We start from the raw sequence: 22,527 nt of genomic DNA, 5'->3' as shown, positions 1-22,527 counted from the left end.
CGGAGAAATCTGCATAAAAATATTTTGTGAAATCAGTCACAATCCAGAAACAAACACGCCATGGCAAAACGTGACGATAATCACACAAAGGGGTGGATTTTGATTTTTTTCTCGCCATCGTATTTTTTTTGCCCACTTATTTTGTGATTGAGATCACTTCATTGACATCCCTACCCCCTGCCTTTACGTGACACGCATCACATAAATTTTCCCTGTCTGGACAGTTGAACGATTCAGTGCCAGATTTCACAGCATCAGAACAGGGCCCGGCTACCTCTGCCGCCTCATTAACAATAAACCTCGGGCCATAAGCCTAAGCGTAAACAGAAGAAGGGGTGTTTTATGTCATCCGATTTCAAGATCAAAGTTCAAAGCTTTGGTCGTTTCCTCAGCAACATGGTGATGCCAAATATCGGCGCGTTTATCGCGTGGGGTATCATCACTGCATTGTTCATTCCGACAGGGTGGTTGCCTAACGAAACGCTGGCGAAACTTGTTGGCCCAATGATTACCTATCTCCTGCCGCTGCTCATCGGTTTCACCGGGGGTCGTCTGGTGGGCGGTGACCGTGGTGGCGTCGTGGGTGCCATCACAACCATGGGTGTTATCGTCGGTGCGGATATGCCGATGTTCCTCGGTGCGATGATTGCCGGTCCTCTGGGCGGTTGGGCGATTAAGAAATTCGACGTCTGGGTTGATGGTAAGATCAAATCCGGCTTCGAAATGCTGGTGAACAACTTCTCTGCGGGCATCATCGGGATGATCCTCGCCATTCTGGCGTTCCTCGGCATTGGCCCTGCGGTTGAAGTGCTGTCTAAAGTTCTGGCGGCAGGCGTAAACTTCATGGTGGCGCATGAGATGCTGCCGCTGGCGTCGATCTTCGTTGAACCGGCGAAAATCCTGTTCCTTAACAACGCCATCAACCACGGTATCTTCTCGCCGCTGGGCATTCAGCAGTCACACGATCTCGGCAAGTCCATCTTCTTCCTGATTGAAGCCAACCCGGGTCCGGGTATGGGCGTACTGCTGGCGTACATCTTCTTTGGCCGTGGCAGCGCAAAACAGTCTGCTGGCGGTGCAGCGATCATCCACTTCCTGGGCGGTATCCACGAAATTTACTTCCCATACGTGCTGATGAACCCACGTCTGATCCTGGCCGTTATCCTCGGCGGTATGACCGGCGTGTTCACGCTGAGCGTCCTGGGCGGTGGTCTGGTTTCTCCGGCCTCTCCGGGTTCTATCCTGGCGGTACTGGCGATGACGCCAAAAGGCGCTTATTTCGCGAACCTCGCAGCTATCTTTGCGGCAATGGCCGTCTCCTTCGTGGTCTCTTCTATCCTGCTGAAAACCAGCAAGGTGAAAGAAGATGATGACATCGAAGCCGCAACCCGTCGTATGCACGACATGAAAGCCGAATCCAAAGGCGCAACGCCACTGGCAGCAGGTGATGTTTCTAACGACCTGAGCCACGTGCGTAAAATCATCGTTGCCTGTGATGCCGGTATGGGTTCCAGCGCAATGGGTGCAGGCGTGCTGCGTAAGAAAGTGCAGGATGCGGGCCTGACCAACATCTCCGTGACCAACAGCGCCATTAACAGCCTGCCGCCGGATGTTGACCTGGTGATCACGCACCGCGATCTGACCGAACGCGCCATGCGCCAGGTGCCGCAGGCACAGCACATTTCGCTGACCAACTTCCTCGACAGCGGCCTGTACACCAGCCTGACCGAACGTCTGGTTGCCGCGCAGCGTCACGAAGACAACGAAGTGAAAGTGCGCTCCAGCCTGCAGGACAGCTTTGACGAGAGCAACGCCCACCTGTTTAAGCTGGGTGCGGAAAACATCTTCCTCGGTCGTACCGCGGCCACCAAAGAAGACGCGATTCGCTTTGCCGGTGAGCAGCTGGTGAAAGGCGGCTACGTTCAGCCTGAATATGTCGACGCGATGCTGGAACGCGAAAAACTGACGCCAACCTATCTGGGCGAATCCATCGCGGTGCCGCACGGTACGGTTGAAGCGAAAGATCGCGTCCTGAAAACCGGCGTCGTATTCTGTCAGTACCCGCAGGGCGTGCGCTTCGGTGAAGAAGAAGATGACATCGCCCGTCTGGTCATTGGTATCGCCGCTCGCAACAACGAGCACATTCAGGTGATTACCAGCCTGACCAACGCGCTGGATGATGAAACGGTTATTGAGCGTCTGGCGAACACCACCAGTGTTGAAGAAGTTCTGGCTCTGCTTAACAAATAACGGTACTCCTCCCTCTCCCCCCGGGGAGAGGGCTAGGGTGAGGGGAAAACGTTCCTCACCCCAGCCCTCTCGGGTAAAAACATTGATGAAGGTTAACACTATGAAAGCATTACATTTTGGCGCAGGTAATATCGGTCGTGGTTTTATCGGTAAACTGCTGGCAGACGCGGGCATTACCCTGACATTCGCCGATGTGAATCAGGTCGTCCTGGATGCCCTGAATGCCCGTCATAGCTATCAGGTCCATGTGGTGGGCGAAAACGAGCAGGTTGAGACAGTATCTGGCGTCAACGCGGTCAGCAGCATCGGCGACGACGTTATTGACCTTATCGCCAGCGTCGATCTGGTCACCACCGCCGTGGGCCCGGTTGTGCTTGAGCGCATCGCCCCTGCGGTCGCGAAAGGCCTGGCAAAACGTAAAGCGCAGGGTATCGACACCCCGCTGAACATCATCGCCTGTGAAAACATGGTGCGCGGCACCACGCAGCTGAAAGGCCACGTTCTCAACGCTGTGGCAGATGAAGATAAAGCCTGGGTGGAAGCGCACGTCGGTTTTGTGGATTCCGCCGTTGACCGTATCGTCCCGCCGTCAGAATCTGCGGCCAACGATCCGCTGGAAGTGACCGTTGAAACCTTCAGCGAGTGGATCGTCGATAAAACCCAGTTTAAAGGCGCGCTGCCGACCATTCCGGGAATGGAATTGACCGATAACCTGATGGCATTTGTCGAACGCAAACTCTTCACGCTGAACACCGGGCATGCTATAACCGCGTACCTCGGAAAATTGGCCGGTCATCAGACCATTCGTGACGCGATCCTCGATGAGAAGATCCGCGCGGTGGTAAAAGGGGCAATGGAAGAGAGCGGCGCGGTGCTGATCAAACGCTACGGTTTTGATGCTGAGAAACACGCAGCATACATCCAGAAAATCCTCGGTCGCTTTGAAAACCCGTATCTGAAAGATGACGTTGAGCGCGTGGGCCGTCAGCCGCTGCGTAAGCTGAGCGCGGGCGACCGCCTGATTAAGCCGCTGCTGGGCACGCTGGAATACGGTCTGCCGCACGCCAACCTGGTGAAAGGGATTGCCGCCGCGATGCACTACCGCAGCGAGCAGGATCCACAGGCACAGGAACTGGCTCAGCTGATTGATACCCAGGGCGCGCAGGCTGCGCTGGCGCAGATTTCCGGTCTGGACGCCAACAGCGACGTGGTTGTGGAGGCGGTTAACGCATACAACGCAACCAAATGATGCAGAATGCGGCGCAGGTAATCCTGCGCCCTGATTACAGATTGTCAGATATGCAGGCAATAATGGAACAAACCCAGGCCTTTGAAAATCGTGTGCTTGAGCGTCTGAATGCTGGCAAAACCGTACGAAGTTTCCTGATTGCCGCCGTCGAGCTGTTAACCGAGGCGGTGAATATCCTGGTGCTTCAGGTGTTTCGCAAAGACGACTACGCGGTAAAATATGCTGTAGAACCGTTACTGGACGGAGACGGACCGCTGGGCGATTTATCCGTGCGTCTGAAGCTGATTTATGGTCTTGGCGTGCTGAACCGACAAGAGTATGAAGATGCGGAGCTGCTAATGGCGCTGCGCGAAGAACTCAACCATGACGGTAACGAATACACCTTTACCGACGATGAGATCCTGGGGCCGTTCGGCGAGCTGCACTGCGTCACCGCGCTCCCTCCGGCACCGCAGTTTGATAACAGCGACCCGGAACTCTACGCGATGCAAAAGCTGCGTTATCAACAGGTTGTCCGTTCCACGATGGTCCTTTCCCTGACTGAGCTGATTTCCCGAATCAGCTTAAAAAAAGCGTTTCAGAAGTAAGCCTGCTCACATTGGTGTATCCTTCCCTGTAAATTCCCCGTTTTCAGAGTTATTTGTCATGAAAGAAGTCGAAAAGAACGAAATTAAACGCCTGAGCGACCGCCTGGATCTCATCCGCCATCAGATGGCGGGCCTGTCGCTGGTCGACTCCGCCGAGAAGTACGCCGAGCTTGAGAAAGAGACCGCGAAGCTGGAAGCGGAGATCGAGCGCCTGCGCGAGGTCAAAGGCCAGAAGCTGAGCAAAGAAGCGCAGAAGCTGATGAACATGCCGCACCGCCGTGCGATCACCAAAAAAGAGCAGGCCGACATGGGCAAGCTGAAGAAAAGCGTCCGTGGTCTGGTGGTGGTTCACCCGATGACCGAGCTTGGCCGCGAAATGGGCCTGAAAGAGATGACGGGTTTTTGTAAGACGGCGTTCTGATTTCATGCCGGGTGGCGCTGCGCTTACCCGGCCTACTCTTTTCCCCTTCGCGTGAATTGGTCCAACCAATAGTGCAATCAATCCTCCCCCGGTTCACAATTCCATTATTTCCGCTCACAAAACCATTGCTAGCTCATAACATCTGGTTAACCATTCATTGTCATTAACCCTACAACACAACATTGGCAGGACCACTTTTACACAGACTGTGACGCAGAGATGAGCGGAGACTCACCCGCAGCGCAGGCTGTCTGGTCCCCAGGAGACCTGCATGAGCCTCTGGCAACAAAACTACGACCCGGCCGGAAATATCTGGCTATCGAGCCTGATCGCATCGCTGCCGATCCTGTTCTTCTTCTTTGCGCTGATTAAGCTCAAGCTGAAGGGCTACCTTGCCGCGACGTACACCGTCGCCATCGCCCTGATGGTGGCGCTGTTCTTCTACAAGATGCCGGTCGATCGCGCGTTGGCCTCCGTCGTCTACGGTTTCTTCTACGGCCTGTGGCCGATTGCGTGGATCATCATCGCGGCGGTCTTCGTCTATAAAATCTCGGTGAAAACCGGGCAGTTCGACATCATCCGCTCGTCGATTCTCTCCATCACGCCGGACCAGCGCCTGCAGATGCTGATTGTCGGCTTCTCCTTCGGGGCGTTTCTGGAAGGCGCGGCAGGCTTTGGCGCACCGGTGGCGATCACCGCCGCGCTGCTGGTCGGTCTGGGCTTTAACCCGCTGTATGCCGCGGGCCTGTGCCTGATTGTGAACACCGCGCCGGTGGCGTTTGGCGCGATGGGTATTCCGATTCTGGTGGCCGGACAGGTCACCGGGCTGGACAGTTTCGAGATCGGCCAGATGGTTGGCCGCCAGCTGCCCTTCCTGACCATTATCGTCCTCTTCTGGATCATGGCGATTATGGACGGCTGGCGCGGCGTGAAGGAGACCTGGCCTGCGGTGATGGTGGCAGGCGGTTCGTTCGCGATTGCCCAGTACCTCAGCTCGAACTTCCTTGGCCCGGAGCTGCCGGACATCATCTCTTCGCTGGTGTCGCTGGTCTGCCTGACGCTGTTCCTGAAACGCTGGCAGCCGGTTCGTATTTTCCGCTTCGCCGACATGGGCGCTTCGCAGGTCGATCAAACGCTGGCCCGCACCGGCTACACCGCAGGCCAGGTGATCCGCGCCTGGTCGCCGTTCCTGTTCCTGACCGCCACGGTTACGCTGTGGAGCATCCCGCCGTTTAAAGCCCTGTTCGCCCCGGGCGGCGCGCTGTACGACATGGTCATTAACGTTTCTGTCCCGTTCCTCGACAAGATGGTCGCCCGTATGCCGCCGGTGGTGCACGCCGCCACGCCGTATGCCGCGGTCTATAAATTCGACTGGTTCTCCGCCACCGGGACCGCCATCCTGTTTGCCGCTATTCTTTCCGTGGTGTGGCTGCGCATGAAACCTGCGGCCGCGGTGCAAACCTTTGCGGCGACGATTAAGGAGCTGATGCTGCCGATTTACTCCATCGGCATGGTGCTGGCGTTCGCGTTTATCTCGAACTACTCCGGCCTGTCATCAACGCTGGCACTGGCGCTGGCCCATACCAGCCACGCCTTCACCTTCTTCTCGCCGTTCCTTGGCTGGCTGGGGGTGTTCCTGACCGGTTCCGATACCTCGTCTAACGCCCTGTTTGCCGCACTGCAGGCCACGGCGGCCCAGCAGATTGGCGTGTCGGACGTCCTGCTGGTGGCCGCAAACACGACGGGCGGCGTGACCGGGAAAATGATCTCCCCGCAGTCCATTGCCATTGCCTGTGCGGCGGTGGGACTGGTCGGTAAAGAGTCGGATCTGTTCCGCTTTACCGTGAAACATAGCCTGATATTCACCTGTATGGTCGGAGTCATCACCACCCTGCAGGCCTATGTCTTAACCTGGATGATCCCATGATAGTGATGCCCAGACGCCTGTCCGACGAGATTGCCTCTCGCGTGCGGGCGCTGATTGAAGAACAACAGCTGGAAGCGGGCATGAAGTTGCCCGCCGAACGCCAGCTCGCCGCCCAGCTTGGCGTGTCGCGCAATTCACTGCGCGAGGCGCTGGCAACGCTGGTCAGCGAAGGGGTGCTGGTAAGCCGTCGCGGCGGCGGCACCTTTGTACGCTGGCAGCATGACGACTGGTCCGAGCAAAACATCGTTCAGCCGCTGAAAACGCTGATGGAGAACGACCCGGACTACAGCTTCGACATCCTTGAAGCGCGTCACGCCATCGAAACCAGTACCGCCTGGCACGCGGCCATGCGGGCAACCGAGGCCGACAAAGAGAAACTCATCGCCTGCTTTGAGGCCACGCAAAGCAGCGACCCGGATATCGCCTCCCAGGCGGACGTGCGCTTTCACCTGGCGATTGCCGAGGCGTCGCACAACGTGGTGCTGCTCCAGACCATGCGCGGGTTCTTCGACCTGCTGCAATCCTCCGTGAAGCAGAGCCGCCAGCGGATGTATCTGGTTCCGCCGGTGTTTGCCCAGCTGACCGAACAACACGAGGCGGTGCTCAACGCCATTCTGGCCGGTGATGCCGAGGCCGCACGCAAAGCGATGATGGCGCATCTCGGTTTCGTGCACACCACGATTAAACGATTCGATGAAGACCAGGCCCGACAGGCGCGTATTACCCGTCTGCCTGGCGACAGTGATATTTCCAGGGAGAACAAAGCATGATTATTTCAGCAGCCAGTGACTATCGCGCCGCGGCGCAGCGCATTTTGCCCCCGTTCCTGTTCCACTACATTGACGGCGGGGCGTATGCCGAATACACCCTGCGCCGCAACGTGGAAGACTTGTCGGAGGTGGCGCTGCGCCAGCGCGTGCTGAAGAATATGTCTGACCTCAGCCTTGAGACGAAACTGTTCAACGAAACGCTCTCCATGCCGGTCGCGCTCGCACCTGTCGGCTTATGCGGCATGTACGCCCGCCGTGGTGAAGTGCAGGCCGCCGCCGCGGCGGATGCCAAAGGCATTCCGTTTACCCTCTCTACCGTCTCGGTTTGTCCGATCGAAGAGGTCGCCCCGACCATCAAGCGACCGATGTGGTTCCAGCTGTACGTCCTGCGCGATCGCGGCTTTATGCGTAACGCGCTGGAGCGCGCCAAAGCGGCGGGCTGCTCCACGCTGGTCTTTACCGTTGATATGCCGACCCCCGGCGCGCGCTACCGCGATGCGCACTCCGGCATGAGCGGCCCAAATGCGGCGCTCCGCCGCTACTGGCAGGCGGTAACGCATCCACAGTGGGCGTGGGACGTCGGCCTGAACGGTCGTCCACACGATCTGGGGAATATCTCGGCGTATCTGGGTAAACCCACCGGGCTGGAGGATTACATCGGCTGGCTGGCGAACAACTTCGATCCGTCCATCTCCTGGAAAGACCTGGAGTGGATCCGCGAATTCTGGGATGGCCCGATGGTGATCAAGGGGATCCTCGACCCGGAAGATGCCCGCGATGCGGTCCGCTTTGGCGCAGACGGGATTGTGGTTTCTAACCACGGCGGCCGCCAACTCGACGGGGTGCTCTCCTCCGCCCGCGCCCTGCCGGCCATTGCCGATGCGGTGAAAGGCGATATCGCCATCCTGGCCGACAGCGGGATCCGCAACGGGCTGGACGTGGTGCGCATGATTGCGCTGGGTGCCGACAGCGTGCTGCTGGGGCGCGCGTATCTGTACGCCCTGGCGACCGCGGGCCAGGCGGGCGTGGCGAATCTGCTTAACCTGATCGAAAAAGAGATGAAGGTGGCTATGACGCTGACCGGTGCAAAAACGATTAGCGAAATCAGCAGGGATTCTCTGGTTCAGGAGTTAAGCAAATTACCGGCAGCGCTGGCTCCGCTTGCTCAGGGAAACGCGGCCTGAATTATCCCTCGTTAACATCTCTTCTCATGCGTCCGATCTCCCCCTCGGGCGCTTTTTTATGCCAAAAATAACATCCAGATAACATATTGGATAAGAAAATTTGACATCTACCTGTCGCCCGCAATTGTATAGACAAGCAAAGACAAGAACACAAAAACAACATCACATCAGAGGGGAGCGTATGACCTATTCAGGTAAGGTGGATATTCAGCAGGTGATCGACGACAGCCGCTTTTCAGGGTTTCACTGGCTGCTCATTGTGCTGGGCTTTCTGGTTCTGGCGATCGATGGCTTTGATACGGCGGCGATGGGCTACATCGCGCCTACGCTGTCGGCAGAATGGGGGATCCACAAGCAGGATCTGGGGCCGGTGCTGAGCGCCGCGCTGCTGGGGCTGTCGCTGGGCGCGCTGATTGCCGGTCCGGTATCGGACCGGATGGGGCGCAAGCGCGTGCTGGTCTTTTCGTGCCTGTTCTTCGGCCTTGCGAGCCTGGGGACGGCCTGGGCGCAAAGCCTGAATACCCTGACGCTGTGGCGCTTCCTGACCGGCCTGGGGCTCGGTGCCGCCATGCCGAACGCCATTACGCTGATCTCCGAGTTTGCCCCCCAGCGCTGTCGCGCGATGGCGATCAATACCATGTACTGCGGCTTCCCTCTGGGTGCGGCGGGCGGCGGCGCGATCTCGTCCTGGCTGATTCCCCACCACGGCTGGCGAAGCGTGCTGCTGACCGGCGCAATTGCGCCGCTGGTTTTAACGCTGCTGCTGGCGCTGCTTTTACCGGAGTCGGTGAAGTTTCTGGTGCAGCGCGGGAAAGACATCATGCAGGTCCGCCGTATCGCCAGCCGGTTCTCGCGCAGCACGCTGGAGGGCGTCACGGGCTTTTTCCTGGCGGAGGAGAAGGTCGCGTCTAAAAAAGGGAGCGTGTCGCAGCTGTTTTCCATGCCCTGGCTGCCCGGCACCCTGATGCTGTGGGTGACCTATTTTATGGGGCTGGTGATTTACTACGTCCTGCTGAGCTGGATGCCGACGCTGATGCAGGGGATGGGCTATGCCCTGGCGGAATCCGCCTGGCTCACCTCGCTGTTCACCTTTGGCGGTACCGCAGGCATTCTGCTCGCGGGCTGGATGATGGACCGCTGGGAAGCGCACAGGGTGGTTGCGTGTGGTTTCGTCCTGACGATGGGCCTTATTCTGGTACTGGGCATTGAGCATAACCATATCGCCCTGTTTGGCGGGCTGATCTTCCTGATGGGGATCGCGATGAACGGTGCGCAGTCGGGCATGCAGACCCTGGCCGCCACCTTTTACCCTACCGAGTGCCGCGCGACGGGCATCGCCTGGATGCAGGGCATCGGCCGCTTTGGCGGCGTGGCGGGAACCATGACCAGCGCCCAGCTTCTTTCCATGCAGTGGCAGGCGGACAGTATTTTAATGATCCTCAGCGTGCCCGCCCTGGTGGCCGCGGCGGCAACCGTCTACAAAATGCTGTACAGCCGCTCGCAGGAACCCGGCGTCGCGTAGTTCCTCTCTTTTCTGCTATCCTGCCCCCGCAATTAAGGGGGCAGCATGCTTAACATCGTTTTATTCGAACCAGAAATTCCGCCGAATACCGGCAATATTATCCGCCTGTGTGCCAACACCGGTTTTCGTCTGCACATTATTGAGCCGATGGGCTTTACGTGGGACGACAAACGCCTGCGTCGCGCAGGGCTGGATCATCATGAATTTACCGCCGTTATTCGCCACCACGATTACGCCGCGTTTCTGGAAGCAGAGCAGCCGCAGCGCATGTTCGCCCTGACCACCAAAAGCACGCCAGCGCACAGCGCCGTAAGCTATCAGGCAGGTGACTATCTGATGTTTGGCCCGGAAACCCGCGGCCTGCCGGCCACGATCCTGGATGCCCTGCCCGCTGAGCAGAAAATCCGTATTCCGATGATGCCGGACAGCCGCAGCATGAACCTGTCGAACGCGGTGTCGGTGGTGGTGTATGAAGCATGGCGCCAGCTGGGATATCCGGGCGCCATTCTCAGAAGTTAAATGCCGTCACCATACTCGAAGGTATGGTGAATGCCGTTGAAGTGCTGATCCATATCCATGGACGGCTTATCGCTGTCTGGCTTACCGACGATGCGCGCCGGTACGCCAGCGGCGGTGGTGTGCGGCGGCACCGGCTGGAGCACCACGGAGCCTGCGCCAATCTTCGCGCCGCGCCCGACTTCGATATTGCCGAGAATTTTGGCACCCGCGCCAATCATCACCCCTTCACGAATTTTCGGATGGCGATCGCCGCTGGTTTTCCCGGTACCGCCCAGGGTAACCGACTGCAGGATCGAGACGTCGTCTTCAATCACCGCCGTTTCCCCGACAACGATCCCGGTGGCGTGGTCGAGCATGATCCCGCGGCCAATCTTCGCCGCCGGATGAATATCAACCTGAAACGTCACGGAAACCTGGTTTTGCAGGAAGATCGCCAGCGCGCGGCGGCCTTCATTCCATAGCCAGTGGCCGATGCGGTAAGCCTGCAGGGCGTGGAAGCCTTTCAGGTACAGCAGCGGCGTAGAATATTTATCGACCGCCGGGTCACGCGTGCGCACCGCCTGGATATCGCAGGCGGCAGAGGCGATCATTTCCGGGTCAGCGGCGTAAGCCTCTTCCACCACCTCACGAATCGCAATCGCGGGCATGATCGAGGACGCCAGCTTGTTGGCGAGCATATAGCTCAGCGCGCTGCCGAGGTTTTCGTGCTTGAGTAGCGTTGCGTGGTAGAAACTGGCCAGCATAGGCTCACAGTCGGCCAGCGCCCGGGCTTCGGCTTTAATGTTATTCCAGACGATATCCAGTTCTTCACACGGCATTGCTTACTCCAGACGATAGTTAATGACCAGCCAGTTCTGCGCTGGCTGGGTCATTCAGGTGACAACGGTTCCGACTAGTTACTGCTGCGCTCGTCCTTGCGCGCACGACCTAATAAGGTCAATGCTGCCTCGCGCGCATTTTTTCCGCAATACAATACCTGATAAATTTCCTCGGTTATTGGCATTTCGACACCGAAACGGTGCGCCAACTCGCGGACTTCTTTGGTATTGCGGTAGCCTTCCACCACCTGGCCAATCTTCTCCTGCGCGTCTTTCACATCGCTGCCCTGTCCGAGCATCATGCCAAAGCGGCGGTTACGAGACTGGTTGTCGGTACAGGTCAGCACCAGATCGCCCAGGCCAGCCATTCCCATAAAGGTGGCCGGATCGGCACCCAGCGCTTCGCCCAGGCGGGACATCTCGGTCAGACCGCGGGTGATCAGCGCCGTACGGGCGTTGGCACCAAAACCAATGCCGTCGGACATCCCGGCGCCAATCGCAATCACGTTCTTCACCGCGCCGCCCAGCTGCACGCCGATAAAATCGGGGTTGCTGTAAACGCGGAAGCTCTTGCCGCAGTGCAGCAACTGCTGGAGATCGTCGGAGAAGGCCCGATCGGTGGAGGCCAGTGAAATCGCCGTCGGCAGGCCAGCGGCCAGCTCTTTGGCAAAGGTCGGGCCGGAAATGACCGCCAGCGGGATCGCATCACCCAGCGCTTCGCGGGCAACGTCCTGCAGCAGGCGTCCGGTTTCGGCTTCCAGTCCTTTCGTCGCCCAGACAACGCGCGCATCCGGGCGCATCAGCGGCTTAATCTGACGCAGCACGTCGCCAAAGACATGGCTCGGGACCACAATCAGAATGTTGCGGCTGGCCGCCAGCGCGGTCGCAAGGTCGCTTTCAAGGTGCAGGGTGTCAGGGAACGGAACGTCCGGGAGAAACGCCACGTTACAGCGGTCGCGCTGTAGCGTCGCGATATGTTTTGGGTCGTGGCCCCACAGGACCACATCGTGACCATTTCTTGCCAGCGTGATGGCAAGAGCGGTGCCGTATGAGCCGGCACCGATCACAGTCATTGACGCATTAACAGTGCTCATCAGGCATCCTGATGTTGTTCAGCACCTTCGCCAGCTTGCTGCTGCAGATAGTTCATGAACAGCGCATCAAAGTTAACTGGCGCAAGGTTCAGTTGCGGGAATGTACCGCGAGAAACCAGGCTGGTGATGCATTCACGTGCATACGGGAACAGAATGTTCGGGCAGTACGCACCCAGGCAATGCGCCATCTGGTTGCCTTCGATACCGCCGATGGAGAAGATACCGCCCTGCTGTACTTCACACAGGAAAGCAGTCTCTTCGCCCAGAGAAGCGGTCACGGTCACACGCAGTACGACTTCATACACGTCATCAGCCAGTTGGGTTGATGCGGTATCCAGATCAAGTTTAACCTCTGGCTGCCAGTCTTTCTGGAAAACGTGCGGCGCATTTGGCGCTTCAAAAGAGACATCTTTGGTGTAGATGCGCTGGATCTGGAAAATCATTTCATTATTGCTTTGTTCTGACATGGAAATACCCTTTTTAATTGTCCTAAAGTCTCTTAGCTCAGCAGCGGATCGAGTCCACCACGGGCATCGAGCGCATACAAGTCATCACAGCCGCCAATGTGCTGCGCATCAATAAAAATCTGTGGAACCGTCGTACGACCACTACGTTGGATCATCTCTTCGCGTTTAATCGCGTCACCGTCAATCGGCAGTTCCTGGAACGTGACGCCTTTGCTGTTCAGCAGCGCTTTCGCACGGTGGCAGAACGGGCACGTCGCTTTGGTGTAGATCTCAATATGGGCCATGACTGAACTCCTTATTTACCGCGTACCAAAGGAAGATTTTCCCCGCTCCAGCCGGAAATGCCTTCTTTCAGCACAGATACGTTTTCGAAGCCTGCTTTATGTAGCAGGCTGGCGGATTCCTGCGCCTGCATGCCGGTACCGTCAACCACGATAATCGGCTGGGCTTTATGCTTCTCAAGCTCGCCCACGTTGTTCGCTTTGATTTCAGCAGGCAGCAGGTTAATCGCACCTGCAATGTGCCCTTTGCGGAAATCGTCACGCTGACGCAGATCGACCACGACAGCATCTTCTTTGTTAATCAGACGCGTCGCTTCACCACGGGTGATAACCTTAATCTTAGACGTCAGGCTCTTAAATGTGGTGAACAGCACAGCAGCCAGCAGGCCAATCCACGCGATGCTCAGAACCGGATGGCGGCTAACGAATTGCATAATTTCTTGCATGGAGGGTTACTACTCCCGACTTAGTGATTAAAAAAACCAGGACAGGAGTATACCTGTGCGTTCTGGCAAATACAGCCAGCGACCCTAACCTAATCCATTTTCTGCGGCATGCCACCTAAAAAAATGCCTCAAAATGGTCTGGCGAGTACCTTGCCCCTGCGCTTTCTTTGATCTTCTGCGGCTATTTGATCGATTCAGCTGTAGTAAAATTACGCAAATTTTGACTCTTGAGCATGAGGTTGTCGCAATGTCGGTTTCTAAAAAACCTATGGTACTGGTGATTCTGGATGGCTATGGCTACCGTGAAGACAGCCAGGATAACGCTATTTTCAACGCCAAAACCCCGGTCATGGATGCCCTGTGGGCAAAACGTCCGCATACGCTGATTGACGCGTCTGGCCTGGAAGTGGGCCTGCCGGACCGCCAGATGGGCAACTCCGAAGTCGGTCACGTTAACCTGGGCGCCGGGCGTATCGTGTATCAGGACCTGACGCGTCTGGACGTTGAAATCAAAGAACGCACCTTCTTCTCCAACCCAACGCTGTCTGGCGCGGTTGATAAAGCCGTTGCTGCTGGCAAGGCCGTTCACATCATGGGTCTGCTCTCTGCTGGCGGCGTTCACAGCCACGAAGATCACATCATGGCAATGGTTGAACTGGCCGCTGAGCGCGGTGCGGAAAAAATCTATCTGCACGCCTTCCTGGACGGTCGCGACACGCCACCACGCAGTGCGGAAGGCTCCCTGAAAGCCTTCGAAGACAAATTCGCCGCGCTGGGTAAAGGCCGCGTGGCCTCCATCATTGGTCGTTACTACGCCATGGACCGCGACAACCGCTGGGATCGCGTTGAACAGGCCTATGACCTGCTGACCCTGGCAAAAGGGGAATTCCAGTTTGCGACCGCCGTTGAAGCGCTGGAAGCGGCTTATGCACGCGATGAAAACGACGAATTCGTGAAAGCGTCCGTGATCCGTGCTGAAGGCCAGGCCGATGCCGCGATGGAAGACGGCGACGCGCTGATCTTCATGAACTTCCGCGCTGACCGCGCGCGCGAAATCACCCGTGCGTTCGTCAACAGCGACTTCGACGGTTTTGCCCGTAAGAAAGTGGTAAACATCGACTTCATCCAGTTGACCGAATACGCGGCAGACATCAAAGCGCCGTGCGCGTACCCACCGGCCTCGCTGGCAAATACCTTCGGTGAGTGGATGGCGAAGAACGACAAAACGCAGCTGCGTATCTCCGAAACGGAAAAATACGCGCACGTGACCTTCTTCTTTAACGGCGGCGTTGAAGAGCCGTTCAAAGGCGAAGAACGTATTCTGATCAACTCCCCGAAAGTCGCCACCTACGATCTGCAGCCAGAAATGAGCTCTGCAGAATTGACTGAAAAATTGGTTGCGGCCATCGAGAGCGGCAAATACGACACCATCATCTGTAACTACCCGAACGGCGACATGGTCGGTCATACCGGGGTGATGGAAGCGGCAGTGAAAGCGGTTGAAGCGCTGGACCACTGCGTTGAGCAGGTGGCGAAAGCGGTTGAATCCGTTGGCGGCCAGCTGCTGATCACCGCGGATCACGGTAACGCTGAACAGATGCGCGACCCGGCGACCGGACAGGCGCACACCGCCCACACCAACCTGCCGGTTCCGCTGATTTATGTGGGTGATAAATCAGTGAAAGCCGTAGAAGGCGGCAAGCTTTCTGACATCGCGCCAACCATGTTGTCGCTGATGGGGATGCCGATCCCTGAAGAGATGACTGGTAAGCCGCTGTTCATCGTGGAATAATCGCTCCCCATGAGGGGAAAGGCGATTTTTTCAATCACATGGGTCGTGAAGCCGCTTAGGTTATCAGTCAGACCTCTGTTTTACGCCAGCGCACTCAGCGCTGGCGTATTGCTGTGCGCCGCATCCGCCCACGCGGATGACCGCGACCAGTTGAAATCCATTCAGGCCGATATCGCCGCCAAAGAGCGTGCGGTACGCCAACAGCAGCAACAGCGCGCCGCCCTGCTCGCCCAGCTTAAGCAGCAGGAAGAGGCCATCTCCGCTGCCACGCGTAAACTCCGTGAAACGCAAAACACCCTTGCCCAGTTGAATAAGCAGATCGACGAGATGAACGCGTCGATTGCCAAACTGGAGCGCCAGCGCGATGCGCAGGAGCGCAACCTTGCCGCACAGCTTGATGCCGCATTCCGCCAGGGTGAACATACCGGACTCCAGCTCATCCTCAGCGGCGAAGAGAGCCAGCGTGGCCAGCGCCTGCAGGCCTACTTTGGCTATCTGAACCAGGCGCGTCAGGAGACGATCGCGCAGCTGAAGCAGACGCGCGAAGAGGTTTCCACGCAAAAAGCCGAGCTGGAAGAGAAGCAGAGCCAGCAGCAGACGCTGCTCTACGATCAGCAGGCCCAGCAGGCAAAGCTTGAGCAGGCACGCAACGAGCGCAAGAAAACCCTGGCCGGTCTCGAGTCCTCCATTCAGGAAGGTCAGAGCCAGCTGAGCGAAATGCGCGCCAACGAATCCAAACTGCGTAACAGCATCGCCCGTGCGGAAGCCGCGGCGAAAGCGCGCGCCGAAAAAGAGGCTCGCGAGGCGCAGGCCGTTCGCGACAAGCAGCAGGAAGCGTCCCGCAAAGGGACCACCTACAAGCCAAGCGAAAGCGAACGTTCCCTGATGTCGCGTACCGGCGGCCTCGGCTCTCCTCGCGGTCAGGCTTTCTGGCCCGTTCGCGGTTCAATTCTGCATCGCTATGGCGAACAGCTGCAGGGTGAGCTACGTTGGAAAGGGATCGTTATCGGTGCGTCTGAAGGTAGCGAAGTGAAAGCCATCGCCGATGGCCGCGTGATTCTGGCCGACTGGCTGCAGGGTTACGGGCTTGTGGTGGTGGTCGAGCACGGTAAAGGCGACATGAGTCTTTACGGCTACAACCAGAGCGCGCTGGTCAGCGTCGGCACGCAGGTGCGCGCTGGCCAACCCATCGCCCTTGTGGGCAGCAGTGGCGGTCAGGGCCGCCCGTCACTCTATTTCGAAATTCGTCGTCAGGGTCAGGCGGTCAATCCACAGCCGTGGTTGGGAAGATAAGTTTTGCTTCAATTTCGTCGAATCGTTTTCTCCGTCGTCAGCGCGCTGGCGCTGGCTGCACCGGTATACGCCGGTAAGCTCGCTATCGTGATTGATGACTTCGGTTATCGCCCACATTATGAAAACCAGGTGCTGGCGATGCCGTCGGCCATCTCCGTTGCCGTCCTGCCGAATGCCCCCCACGCGCGTGAGATGGCGACCAAAGCCCACAGCAGCGGGCATCAGGTTCTCATCCACCTGCCTATGGCCCCGCTCAGCAAGCAGCCGCTGGAAAAAGATACCCTGCGCCCGGATATGAGCAGCGAGGAGATCGAGCGCATCATCCGCGACGCCTACAACAAGGTGCCGTATGCCGTAGGGCTGAACAACCATATGGGCAGCGCGATGACATCGAGCCTGTACGGGATGCTCAAAGTAATGCAGGCGCTGGAGCGTTATAACCTCTACTTCCTCGACAGCATGACCATCGGCAACAGCCAGGCGATGCGCGCCGCTCAGGGAACGGGCGTAAAGGTGATTAAGCGCAAGGTGTTCCTGGATGATACCCAGAACGAAGCCGATATTCGCGTGCAGTTTAATCGCGCGGTACAGCTGGCCCGCCGCAATGGTTCGGCCATTGCCATCGGTCACCCCCACCCGTCTACCGTTCGCGTCCTGCAGCAAATGCTGCCGACCTTACCTTCCGATATCACGCTGGTGCGCCCGAGCGACCTGCTGAACGAGCCGCAGGTGGATACCTCTACGCCGAATTCTGCGCAGCCCACCCCGACGGCGCCGCGTAATCCGTTCCGCGGCGTGAAGCGCTGCGTACCGAAGCAGCCGCTTGAACCGGTCTACGCGACCCGCTTCTTCTCCGTCATCGGAGACAGCATCAGTAACAGTACGCTGGTGAAATACGTCCAGCAGCAGTGGCAGGGATGGGGTAAGAAAGCCTGACGATAATAAGCCACCGTCATGGTGGCTTTTTTCTCACTTTAGTTCGAAAGTGCCATCAAGGATCAGGCTATATATTGTCGGCTGGCCGTTGTTTGAAGTACGGTAAGACCCTTTATAAGACAATTTATATATGCCTATAGGGTCTTCCATAAATTGTTTTTGTATTTCAAGTGAGAAATGCTCATTCATACTATTTTTTAGTAAAAAACGATTTTCACCTAGCACAGGTTGAGATAAAATAATTTCTCTTGAGTGGCTATCGTTTTCAAAAAAATAAGAAAAGATATAATCCATTAAAAAATAGTCTATGATTTTATCATGCTTTTGCCAGTATTCTAAAAGCACATTCATTACATTACCGATTAAATAGCCATTTTTCTCGGAAACCAAAAAATAAGTTGTCCAGAAACCGTTGCTAATACTCCCAGAGCAATCTGCTGGAGTGAAACGCAAAGAACAAAATGAGTAATTGGCAAGGTAGGAAGGTAAATCATGAGCCATAAATATGGTAGAGTCAAGCCATACACCGCCATATTCATACAATAAACAGCAACGTAATAGATCAGAGAAGTGAGCTTTACCGATCAATTCAGAATTATATTTCTCAATAATCACACCAGGTAGTGTGATATAATCCGAAAAATTATCTTCAGTAATAATTATAATCTCATATCCATTTGAGTGTTTATAAACAGAGTCGACACAGTGTTTAACTAACTCAGGCGCGTTATCCAGCCCCTGGAACCAGCAGATCCAGATAATGTTTGATTGCATCGGTTCCGCTGTATGCGAATCGTCAGGTTGAACCTTGAGATCATCAATAATGCTAAAAATCGCTTCTTTTTTCTTCCGCTCAAAATGGCAAGCAGCACGCTGAAAAAGAGAAAAACCCGTTTTTTTGTGCCAGCGCCGGGTTTTCTTGATGAGCTTATTCGTTGCATTGAGATTCATCATTTCACCTAATTAAATTCAGAATAGCTCTTTTAGCGTACGGCGAAACAGTTTCATTTTTAATTTAGCGTCTTTTTTACGCCCACGTAATAAGCAATTCATGCGCGATGATGTAAAGCCACGAAACGACATAAGTTGGAATAAATTATTACTGCGGGTCACTTCAGACATGTGCCGACGGTATTTAAAATAGAGTTTCCGATACGCATTGTATTTTTTAACCTGCGACGTAATCCGATCGCTCCCGTGTTCAGCATCCACCATCGCAGTACTGAAACTGTATTTGATTCCTGGACCATACTTCAGAATTAATTTAATCCACACATCGCGATCTTGCTGCTGTTTAATTTCAGGGGAAAATCCGCCTACGCCTAACAGTTTTTCTTTTGTGGTCAATACCTGATTGCCAACCACGTTTTCACACAGAATATCCTGCAGCTCAATGATTCGTTTGTCATCAGTTTCCGGATAGGTACGGTGGGTTTTGTCCAACCTGGCGGGCGTGTCCGTCACGAAAGCATACTTATCATCATACCGCTCAGCGAGCTTCTTCAAACGCTCTGGCAGGAAATAATCGTCGTCATCAAGCCCCGTTACAAACACGCCGTGCGAAAGCGCATAGCCCCGGTTACGGCTGAAGTTAGAACCGCTGTTCTTTTCGTTACGCTCGTAGATGAAATGTACAAAGCGCGCCTCACACTCAGCGCGCATACGCTCGATAAGTTGAGGGGTTTTCTCATTGGAGCAGTCATCAACAATAACCAATTCTACTGCGGGATATGTCTGAGCAATAACTGAACGAATTGCGCGTTCCAGCAACGCCTCTCTGTTGTAGGTGGTGATGATGACTGAAATCAGTTCGTTCATGGGGTACTCGTCTGGTAAAAGGTATTTCTCCCTCGGAAGAATACCTTTTTCCCGAGGGAGAATCAAAACGGTTACTTAATGACAGTACGATGTTTGTTTTGTTCCAGGAAAACAATCGACATTATCAGCGTCAACATCCACGCAACAGGAGTTGTTTTAGAATAGAACATCACACCACCTACGCCGAACATAACAATCGAAACCAGGAACGCGAAAAGTATAATACTTTTACGTTTACGTAATGCATACCAGCCAAGCGATATCACAAACAGAATATAAAGAAGAACGCCTGAAGGTCCTTTCACTGAAAGCGTTTCGACGATTTCATTATGAAGATGACCGCGGATGTGATCCAGCGCGCCTGACAAGCTTGGGTCTTTATTAACCTCGGCAATTATCTTTGCGTTTCGCTCATCTGTCGACTGCCATAAATAATTATTTTTAGACGCAGCTAATCCCGTTTTCCACATAGCAAAACGAGCCCCAACAGAAGTGGCACTGTTCGCTTTATCATAGGAAACAATGTCATTGTTAAAGTCGTTATAACGCTTTATCAGGCTGTCTTTCATCATAAATGCACCAGCCAGCAACGCGATCAGGAAAACCACAACTCCCTTCCAGGGGATATGCTTTTCCTTGTAGAACTTCACTACCAGCAATGCGAAGAAAATAATCGGATAGGTCAGAATGGCTGCTCGAGTTTCTGTCGCCACCAGTACCAGGAAAGTGATAAAAAAATGCCCGAGTACAAACAACTCTTTCCATCTACTTAAACTGTGCTGAAGCACCAGAATCGTGTAGAAGGAAATAAATGCAATGGTATAAGCGGCCCCAGTCGCATCCGCCCCACCGGCAAGGGAAAGCGTAACCCTTTGGTTTCCAAGAAAAATATTTTGATATCCTGCATAGGCAATAATCATCACCTGCAGTGTGATGACCAGCAACATATGAATCTTATTGCTGCCGATTTTGAATTGCTCTCTGCTCACAAGCATGAAGATGGAGAATGCCCCGAAAAGGCAGATTTTCCCGACTTCAAGATAGGCGCGATAAGAGTTGATCGCCTCACTATCAACCTTATACATCCGGTACCAGGCCAAATCGCAAATTCCAATAGCCAGCAGGACCAGACAAAGCCAGAATGCATCGTTCTTTCTGGAATTTTTAATATCCAATAAGAAAATAACGAATGCTGTTACACCCGCCAGGCCCAAAATTTTGGCGGATAAATTAGGTGAAACAACGACGCAACCAAAAGCTAAAGCACACATTCCGAAGAGTAGCTGCAGCAATACAAACTGGACCTTATCTCGTTCTAAATTAATCATCATTATTCCATTTACTATAAAGGCAAAGCAGACTAGCACGCTGCTAAAGGCAAGTTTATCGCACCTGTGTTAACGAATATTACGCCACTCATAGGACTTCCCGGTCGTGTCCAGCACAGTAACGTCCTTATTATAACCAGCGAGCCAGGACTGTACCGACTGAACAGTCTCCCCCTGGCGATGGATTCCAAGCCACAGCTCTGCCAGCGTATTAATATCATCCGCTGACCACACGGTATTGTAATCTCCGGTGTATTGCTTGCTAGAATCCACCTGATTTCCGTACCAGATAAACACGGGGATATGCAACGCCTCGCGTGGAGGATTAACGTTCCCGTGCGAGTAAGCTACAGCACGTTTCGGATCGCGAATCAGGCCATGATCGGAGAAATACATGACGGATGAGCGCGAGTTTTCGAGCAGGCTAAAAACGTTGCCCATCACTGTGTCTGTGTATCGCACCGAATTGTCATAACAATCATCAGCTTCATTATCACCCTGCAGCACCGCCTGGCTGGCAGGGAAGCGTCGACAGGAAGGTTCGTGACTTCCGTACAAATGCAGAACAATCAGTTTCTTGCCCGGCGTTTTTAACGCATTCCGCAACAGCGGCAGAAGGTCTTCGTCGTAGCCCCCGTCAATCCACTCATGCTGTTTCGTGTTCAGGGCAATTCCGGTAATGACGTTATTATGCGCCCCTCCTTTACCCTGACGACTAAACCAGTACGTATCATATCCCGCTTTGTTAGCGATATTGATGACGTTATCGCTATACTTACGAGGATCTCGTGCATTCACAGTATCGGCGGTCAACGCCAGCGGAACCGCCATAATCGTGACCGGAGCAGGCGTTACAGCATTACGGAACAATAATAGCTGCGATTTTTGCTTCTCCAGCTCCGGTGTCGTATCTCGAGGATAACCATAGATACCCATATTTGCCGTGCGCTCAGACTCACCAATAATCAATACATAGTTTTCGATGCCAGTATCGGATAGCGTGATTTTATAATCAGGAATGTTATTACCGATATTGGCCACCACGGCATTATCTTCGATGGCCTGCATAAAGACTTTAGACGTGCTGACAGGTGTTGCCTGAACCACGCGCTGCGCCAGGCTCTCTACGCTGCTTTTCCTGAGTTGATGCTGCAAGGCCTGACCATAAAAAGCCAGCAGCGTGACGGCAAGCGCAATGGCGGGCCAGCGACGAAAACGCGGCGCGACAGGCCATATCCCGGTATTGGTGGTAAAAATGAAAAACGCCGAGAGGGCGATAAAAATCAGGCAATCGCGCCAGTACAAACCGAGCATCGAACTTGCTTCACCCGGTGTCGTATTAAGTACGCTTAGCGCAAACCCATAGCTAAACGCAGAATTGAAATTACTCCAGGCATATAACTGTAAAGTGATGTCTGCCGCGACTGGAATTAATAAAATAATCGCAAGTACATTTCTGAATATTTTATTGTTTATACATTTTAACGCCAGCAATATCAGCGCAAAAACCAGCGCACGGTTAATTACCGCATTATATTTAGCATGTATAATATTAACGCCAATGACTATTAGCAGGGAAATAAAGAAAGTTAAGAAAGCGGTAAATCGCGAAGGTGTCTCAACCAACTTCTGTGGAAACAGTGTGGACATAATGACCTAATTAGCCTGGCAGAATCTTTCCTGACGCAATCATTTTAACTACTTGAATGAACGTGCGGAGAAGACGGAATGGAGAAAATTTCGCCAAAAGTTAACAAGTAACCTCTGGAAAGTCAAACCGCTAAGAAAGAACGCTGGCACCCGTAAAAGTGGTGCCAGCAGGCAG

The 22,527-nt window shown here is 54.7% G+C and carries 21 protein-coding genes; 12 read left to right on the top strand and 9 right to left on the bottom strand.

The features are described 5' to 3' along the window. The first annotated feature begins 342 nt into the window (after positions 1–342). From LLF79_RS16450 to trmL, 9 genes are all read left to right on the top strand, one after another. Complete coding sequence (locus LLF79_RS16450; protein ID WP_021242437.1) at positions 343–2,250, top strand: PTS mannitol transporter subunit IICBA; 1,908 nt, start codon at positions 343–345, stop codon at positions 2,248–2,250. Positions 2,251–2,350: 100 nt separating this feature from the next. Beyond that, the gene (mtlD, locus tag LLF79_RS16445; protein WP_045414873.1) at positions 2,351–3,499 is read left to right on the top strand and encodes a mannitol-1-phosphate 5-dehydrogenase; all 1,149 of its coding nucleotides are present in this window, start codon (positions 2,351–2,353) and stop codon (positions 3,497–3,499) included. Beyond that, positions 3,496–4,086 (top strand): mannitol operon repressor MtlR, encoded by a 591-nt coding sequence (gene mtlR, locus LLF79_RS16440; protein ID WP_008502725.1) that lies wholly within the window; start codon positions 3,496–3,498, stop codon positions 4,084–4,086. The genes mtlD and mtlR overlap by 4 nt, the downstream gene beginning before the upstream one ends. A gap of 58 nt (positions 4,087–4,144) precedes the next feature. Then, complete coding sequence (locus LLF79_RS16435) at positions 4,145–4,507, top strand: YibL family ribosome-associated protein (protein WP_008502724.1); 363 nt, start codon at positions 4,145–4,147, stop codon at positions 4,505–4,507. 271 nt (positions 4,508–4,778) lie between these two features. Continuing rightward, complete coding sequence (gene lldP / locus LLF79_RS16430) at positions 4,779–6,434, top strand: L-lactate permease (RefSeq protein WP_045414869.1); 1,656 nt, start codon at positions 4,779–4,781, stop codon at positions 6,432–6,434. Further along, positions 6,431–7,204 carry a transcriptional regulator LldR gene (gene lldR / locus LLF79_RS16425; protein WP_032654503.1) on the top strand — a complete coding sequence of 258 codons (774 nt, stop codon included), beginning with the start codon at positions 6,431–6,433 and terminating at the stop codon, positions 7,202–7,204. The genes lldP and lldR overlap by 4 nt, the downstream gene beginning before the upstream one ends. Next, positions 7,201–8,388 carry a quinone-dependent L-lactate dehydrogenase gene (lldD, locus tag LLF79_RS16420; RefSeq protein ID WP_008502721.1) on the top strand — a complete coding sequence of 396 codons (1,188 nt, stop codon included), beginning with the start codon at positions 7,201–7,203 and terminating at the stop codon, positions 8,386–8,388. The genes lldR and lldD overlap by 4 nt, the downstream gene beginning before the upstream one ends. A 181-nt stretch (positions 8,389–8,569) precedes the next feature. Beyond that, positions 8,570–9,910: an aromatic acid/H+ symport family MFS transporter gene (locus LLF79_RS16415; RefSeq protein ID WP_039024592.1), complete on the top strand. Its 1,341-nt coding sequence runs from the start codon at positions 8,570–8,572 to the stop codon at positions 9,908–9,910. Between the two features lie 45 nt (positions 9,911–9,955). Next, the gene (gene trmL, locus LLF79_RS16410) at positions 9,956–10,429 is read left to right on the top strand and encodes a tRNA (uridine(34)/cytosine(34)/5-carboxymethylaminomethyluridine(34)-2'-O)-methyltransferase TrmL (protein ID WP_227879891.1); all 474 of its coding nucleotides are present in this window, start codon (positions 9,956–9,958) and stop codon (positions 10,427–10,429) included. Here trmL and cysE read toward each other — a convergent pair. The 5 genes from cysE to LLF79_RS16385 form a co-directional block, all read right to left on the bottom strand. After that, a complete protein-coding gene (gene cysE, locus LLF79_RS16405; protein ID WP_008502718.1) occupies positions 10,426–11,247 on the bottom strand; it encodes a serine O-acetyltransferase in 822 nt (273 codons plus the stop codon). The two genes, trmL and cysE, sit on opposite strands and share 4 nt — an antisense overlap. Positions 11,248–11,321: 74 nt before the next feature. Beyond that, positions 11,322–12,341 carry an NAD(P)H-dependent glycerol-3-phosphate dehydrogenase gene (gene gpsA / locus LLF79_RS16400; protein ID WP_008502717.1) on the bottom strand — a complete coding sequence of 340 codons (1,020 nt, stop codon included), beginning with the start codon at positions 12,339–12,341 and terminating at the stop codon, positions 11,322–11,324. Further along, positions 12,341–12,808, bottom strand: coding sequence for a protein-export chaperone SecB (secB, locus tag LLF79_RS16395; protein WP_008502716.1), 468 nt, complete (start codon positions 12,806–12,808; stop codon positions 12,341–12,343). Before secB ends, gpsA begins: the two co-directional genes overlap by 1 nt. A 32-nt stretch (positions 12,809–12,840) precedes the next feature. Further along, positions 12,841–13,092 (bottom strand): glutaredoxin 3, encoded by a 252-nt coding sequence (gene grxC, locus LLF79_RS16390; RefSeq protein ID WP_008502715.1) that lies wholly within the window; start codon positions 13,090–13,092, stop codon positions 12,841–12,843. Positions 13,093–13,103: 11 nt separating this feature from the next. After that, positions 13,104–13,535 carry a rhodanese-like domain-containing protein gene (locus LLF79_RS16385; protein WP_008502714.1) on the bottom strand — a complete coding sequence of 144 codons (432 nt, stop codon included), beginning with the start codon at positions 13,533–13,535 and terminating at the stop codon, positions 13,104–13,106. Between the two features lie 247 nt (positions 13,536–13,782). Between LLF79_RS16385 and gpmM the strand changes: the two genes are divergently transcribed. Genes gpmM through LLF79_RS16370 form a run of 3 tightly spaced genes read left to right on the top strand, consistent with a single transcriptional unit; the run spans position 13,783 to position 17,556 of the window. Next, complete coding sequence (gene gpmM / locus LLF79_RS16380; protein ID WP_023345210.1) at positions 13,783–15,327, top strand: 2,3-bisphosphoglycerate-independent phosphoglycerate mutase; 1,545 nt, start codon at positions 13,783–13,785, stop codon at positions 15,325–15,327. A gap of 33 nt (positions 15,328–15,360) precedes the next feature. After that, positions 15,361–16,620 (top strand): murein hydrolase activator EnvC, encoded by a 1,260-nt coding sequence (envC, locus tag LLF79_RS16375; RefSeq protein ID WP_025910576.1) that lies wholly within the window; start codon positions 15,361–15,363, stop codon positions 16,618–16,620. A 3-nt stretch (positions 16,621–16,623) separates the two neighbouring features. Continuing rightward, positions 16,624–17,556 (top strand): divergent polysaccharide deacetylase family protein, encoded by a 933-nt coding sequence (locus tag LLF79_RS16370; RefSeq protein WP_021242427.1) that lies wholly within the window; start codon positions 16,624–16,626, stop codon positions 17,554–17,556. Positions 17,557–17,589: 33 nt separating this feature from the next. On the opposite strand, the gene LLF79_RS16365 is transcribed toward LLF79_RS16370, so the two are convergent. The 4 genes from LLF79_RS16365 to LLF79_RS16350 all read right to left on the bottom strand — a co-directional run bounded on the left by LLF79_RS16365 (position 17,590) and on the right by LLF79_RS16350 (position 22,352). Next, entirely contained in the window at positions 17,590–18,510 is a 921-nt protein-coding gene (locus LLF79_RS16365) for a capsular polysaccharide synthesis protein (RefSeq protein ID WP_227879890.1), read from the bottom strand. Positions 18,511–18,525: 15 nt separating this feature from the next. After that, entirely contained in the window at positions 18,526–19,374 is an 849-nt protein-coding gene (locus LLF79_RS16360) for a glycosyltransferase (protein ID WP_039024590.1), read from the bottom strand. Between the two features lie 71 nt (positions 19,375–19,445). Next, the gene (locus tag LLF79_RS16355) at positions 19,446–20,705 is read right to left on the bottom strand and encodes an O-antigen ligase family protein (RefSeq protein ID WP_309240705.1); all 1,260 of its coding nucleotides are present in this window, start codon (positions 20,703–20,705) and stop codon (positions 19,446–19,448) included. Between the two features lie 66 nt (positions 20,706–20,771). Then, complete coding sequence (locus LLF79_RS16350) at positions 20,772–22,352, bottom strand: phosphoethanolamine transferase (RefSeq protein WP_206805014.1); 1,581 nt, start codon at positions 22,350–22,352, stop codon at positions 20,772–20,774. Positions 22,353–22,527: the final 175 nt, after the last annotated feature.

Origin of the sequence: Enterobacter cloacae complex sp. 2021EL-01169 (assembly GCF_020733125.1) — a bacterium.
In the GTDB taxonomy this organism is placed as follows: Bacteria; Pseudomonadota; Gammaproteobacteria; order Enterobacterales; family Enterobacteriaceae; genus Enterobacter; species Enterobacter roggenkampii.
Note: the sequence above shows the minus strand (reverse complement) of the source record. Positions and strands in the feature narration are given on the sequence as shown.

Excerpts from the sequence above, each read along its gene's own strand:
- LLF79_RS16450 (WP_021242437.1), top strand. The coding sequence starts at position 343 with ATGTCATCCGATTTCAAGATCAAAGTTCAAAGCTTTGGTCGTTTCCTC.
- mtlD (WP_045414873.1), top strand. The coding sequence starts at position 2,351 with ATGAAAGCATTACATTTTGGCGCAGGTAATATCGGTCGTGGTTTTATC.
- mtlR (WP_008502725.1), top strand. The coding sequence starts at position 3,496 with ATGATGCAGAATGCGGCGCAGGTAATCCTGCGCCCTGATTACAGATTG.
- LLF79_RS16435 (WP_008502724.1), top strand. The coding sequence starts at position 4,145 with ATGAAAGAAGTCGAAAAGAACGAAATTAAACGCCTGAGCGACCGCCTG.
- lldP (WP_045414869.1), top strand. The coding sequence starts at position 4,779 with ATGAGCCTCTGGCAACAAAACTACGACCCGGCCGGAAATATCTGGCTA.
- lldR (WP_032654503.1), top strand. The coding sequence starts at position 6,431 with ATGATAGTGATGCCCAGACGCCTGTCCGACGAGATTGCCTCTCGCGTG.
- lldD (WP_008502721.1), top strand. The coding sequence starts at position 7,201 with ATGATTATTTCAGCAGCCAGTGACTATCGCGCCGCGGCGCAGCGCATT.
- LLF79_RS16415 (WP_039024592.1), top strand. The coding sequence starts at position 8,570 with ATGACCTATTCAGGTAAGGTGGATATTCAGCAGGTGATCGACGACAGC.
- trmL (WP_227879891.1), top strand. The coding sequence starts at position 9,956 with ATGCTTAACATCGTTTTATTCGAACCAGAAATTCCGCCGAATACCGGC.
- cysE (WP_008502718.1), bottom strand. The coding sequence starts at position 11,247 with ATGCCGTGTGAAGAACTGGATATCGTCTGGAATAACATTAAAGCCGAA.
- gpsA (WP_008502717.1), bottom strand. The coding sequence starts at position 12,341 with ATGAGCACTGTTAATGCGTCAATGACTGTGATCGGTGCCGGCTCATAC.
- secB (WP_008502716.1), bottom strand. The coding sequence starts at position 12,808 with ATGTCAGAACAAAGCAATAATGAAATGATTTTCCAGATCCAGCGCATC.
- grxC (WP_008502715.1), bottom strand. The coding sequence starts at position 13,092 with ATGGCCCATATTGAGATCTACACCAAAGCGACGTGCCCGTTCTGCCAC.
- LLF79_RS16385 (WP_008502714.1), bottom strand. The coding sequence starts at position 13,535 with ATGCAAGAAATTATGCAATTCGTTAGCCGCCATCCGGTTCTGAGCATC.
- gpmM (WP_023345210.1), top strand. The coding sequence starts at position 13,783 with ATGTCGGTTTCTAAAAAACCTATGGTACTGGTGATTCTGGATGGCTAT.
- LLF79_RS16365 (WP_227879890.1), bottom strand. The coding sequence starts at position 18,510 with ATGATGAATCTCAATGCAACGAATAAGCTCATCAAGAAAACCCGGCGC.
- LLF79_RS16360 (WP_039024590.1), bottom strand. The coding sequence starts at position 19,374 with ATGAACGAACTGATTTCAGTCATCATCACCACCTACAACAGAGAGGCG.
- LLF79_RS16355 (WP_309240705.1), bottom strand. The coding sequence starts at position 20,705 with ATGATGATTAATTTAGAACGAGATAAGGTCCAGTTTGTATTGCTGCAG.
- LLF79_RS16350 (WP_206805014.1), bottom strand. The coding sequence starts at position 22,352 with ATGTCCACACTGTTTCCACAGAAGTTGGTTGAGACACCTTCGCGATTT.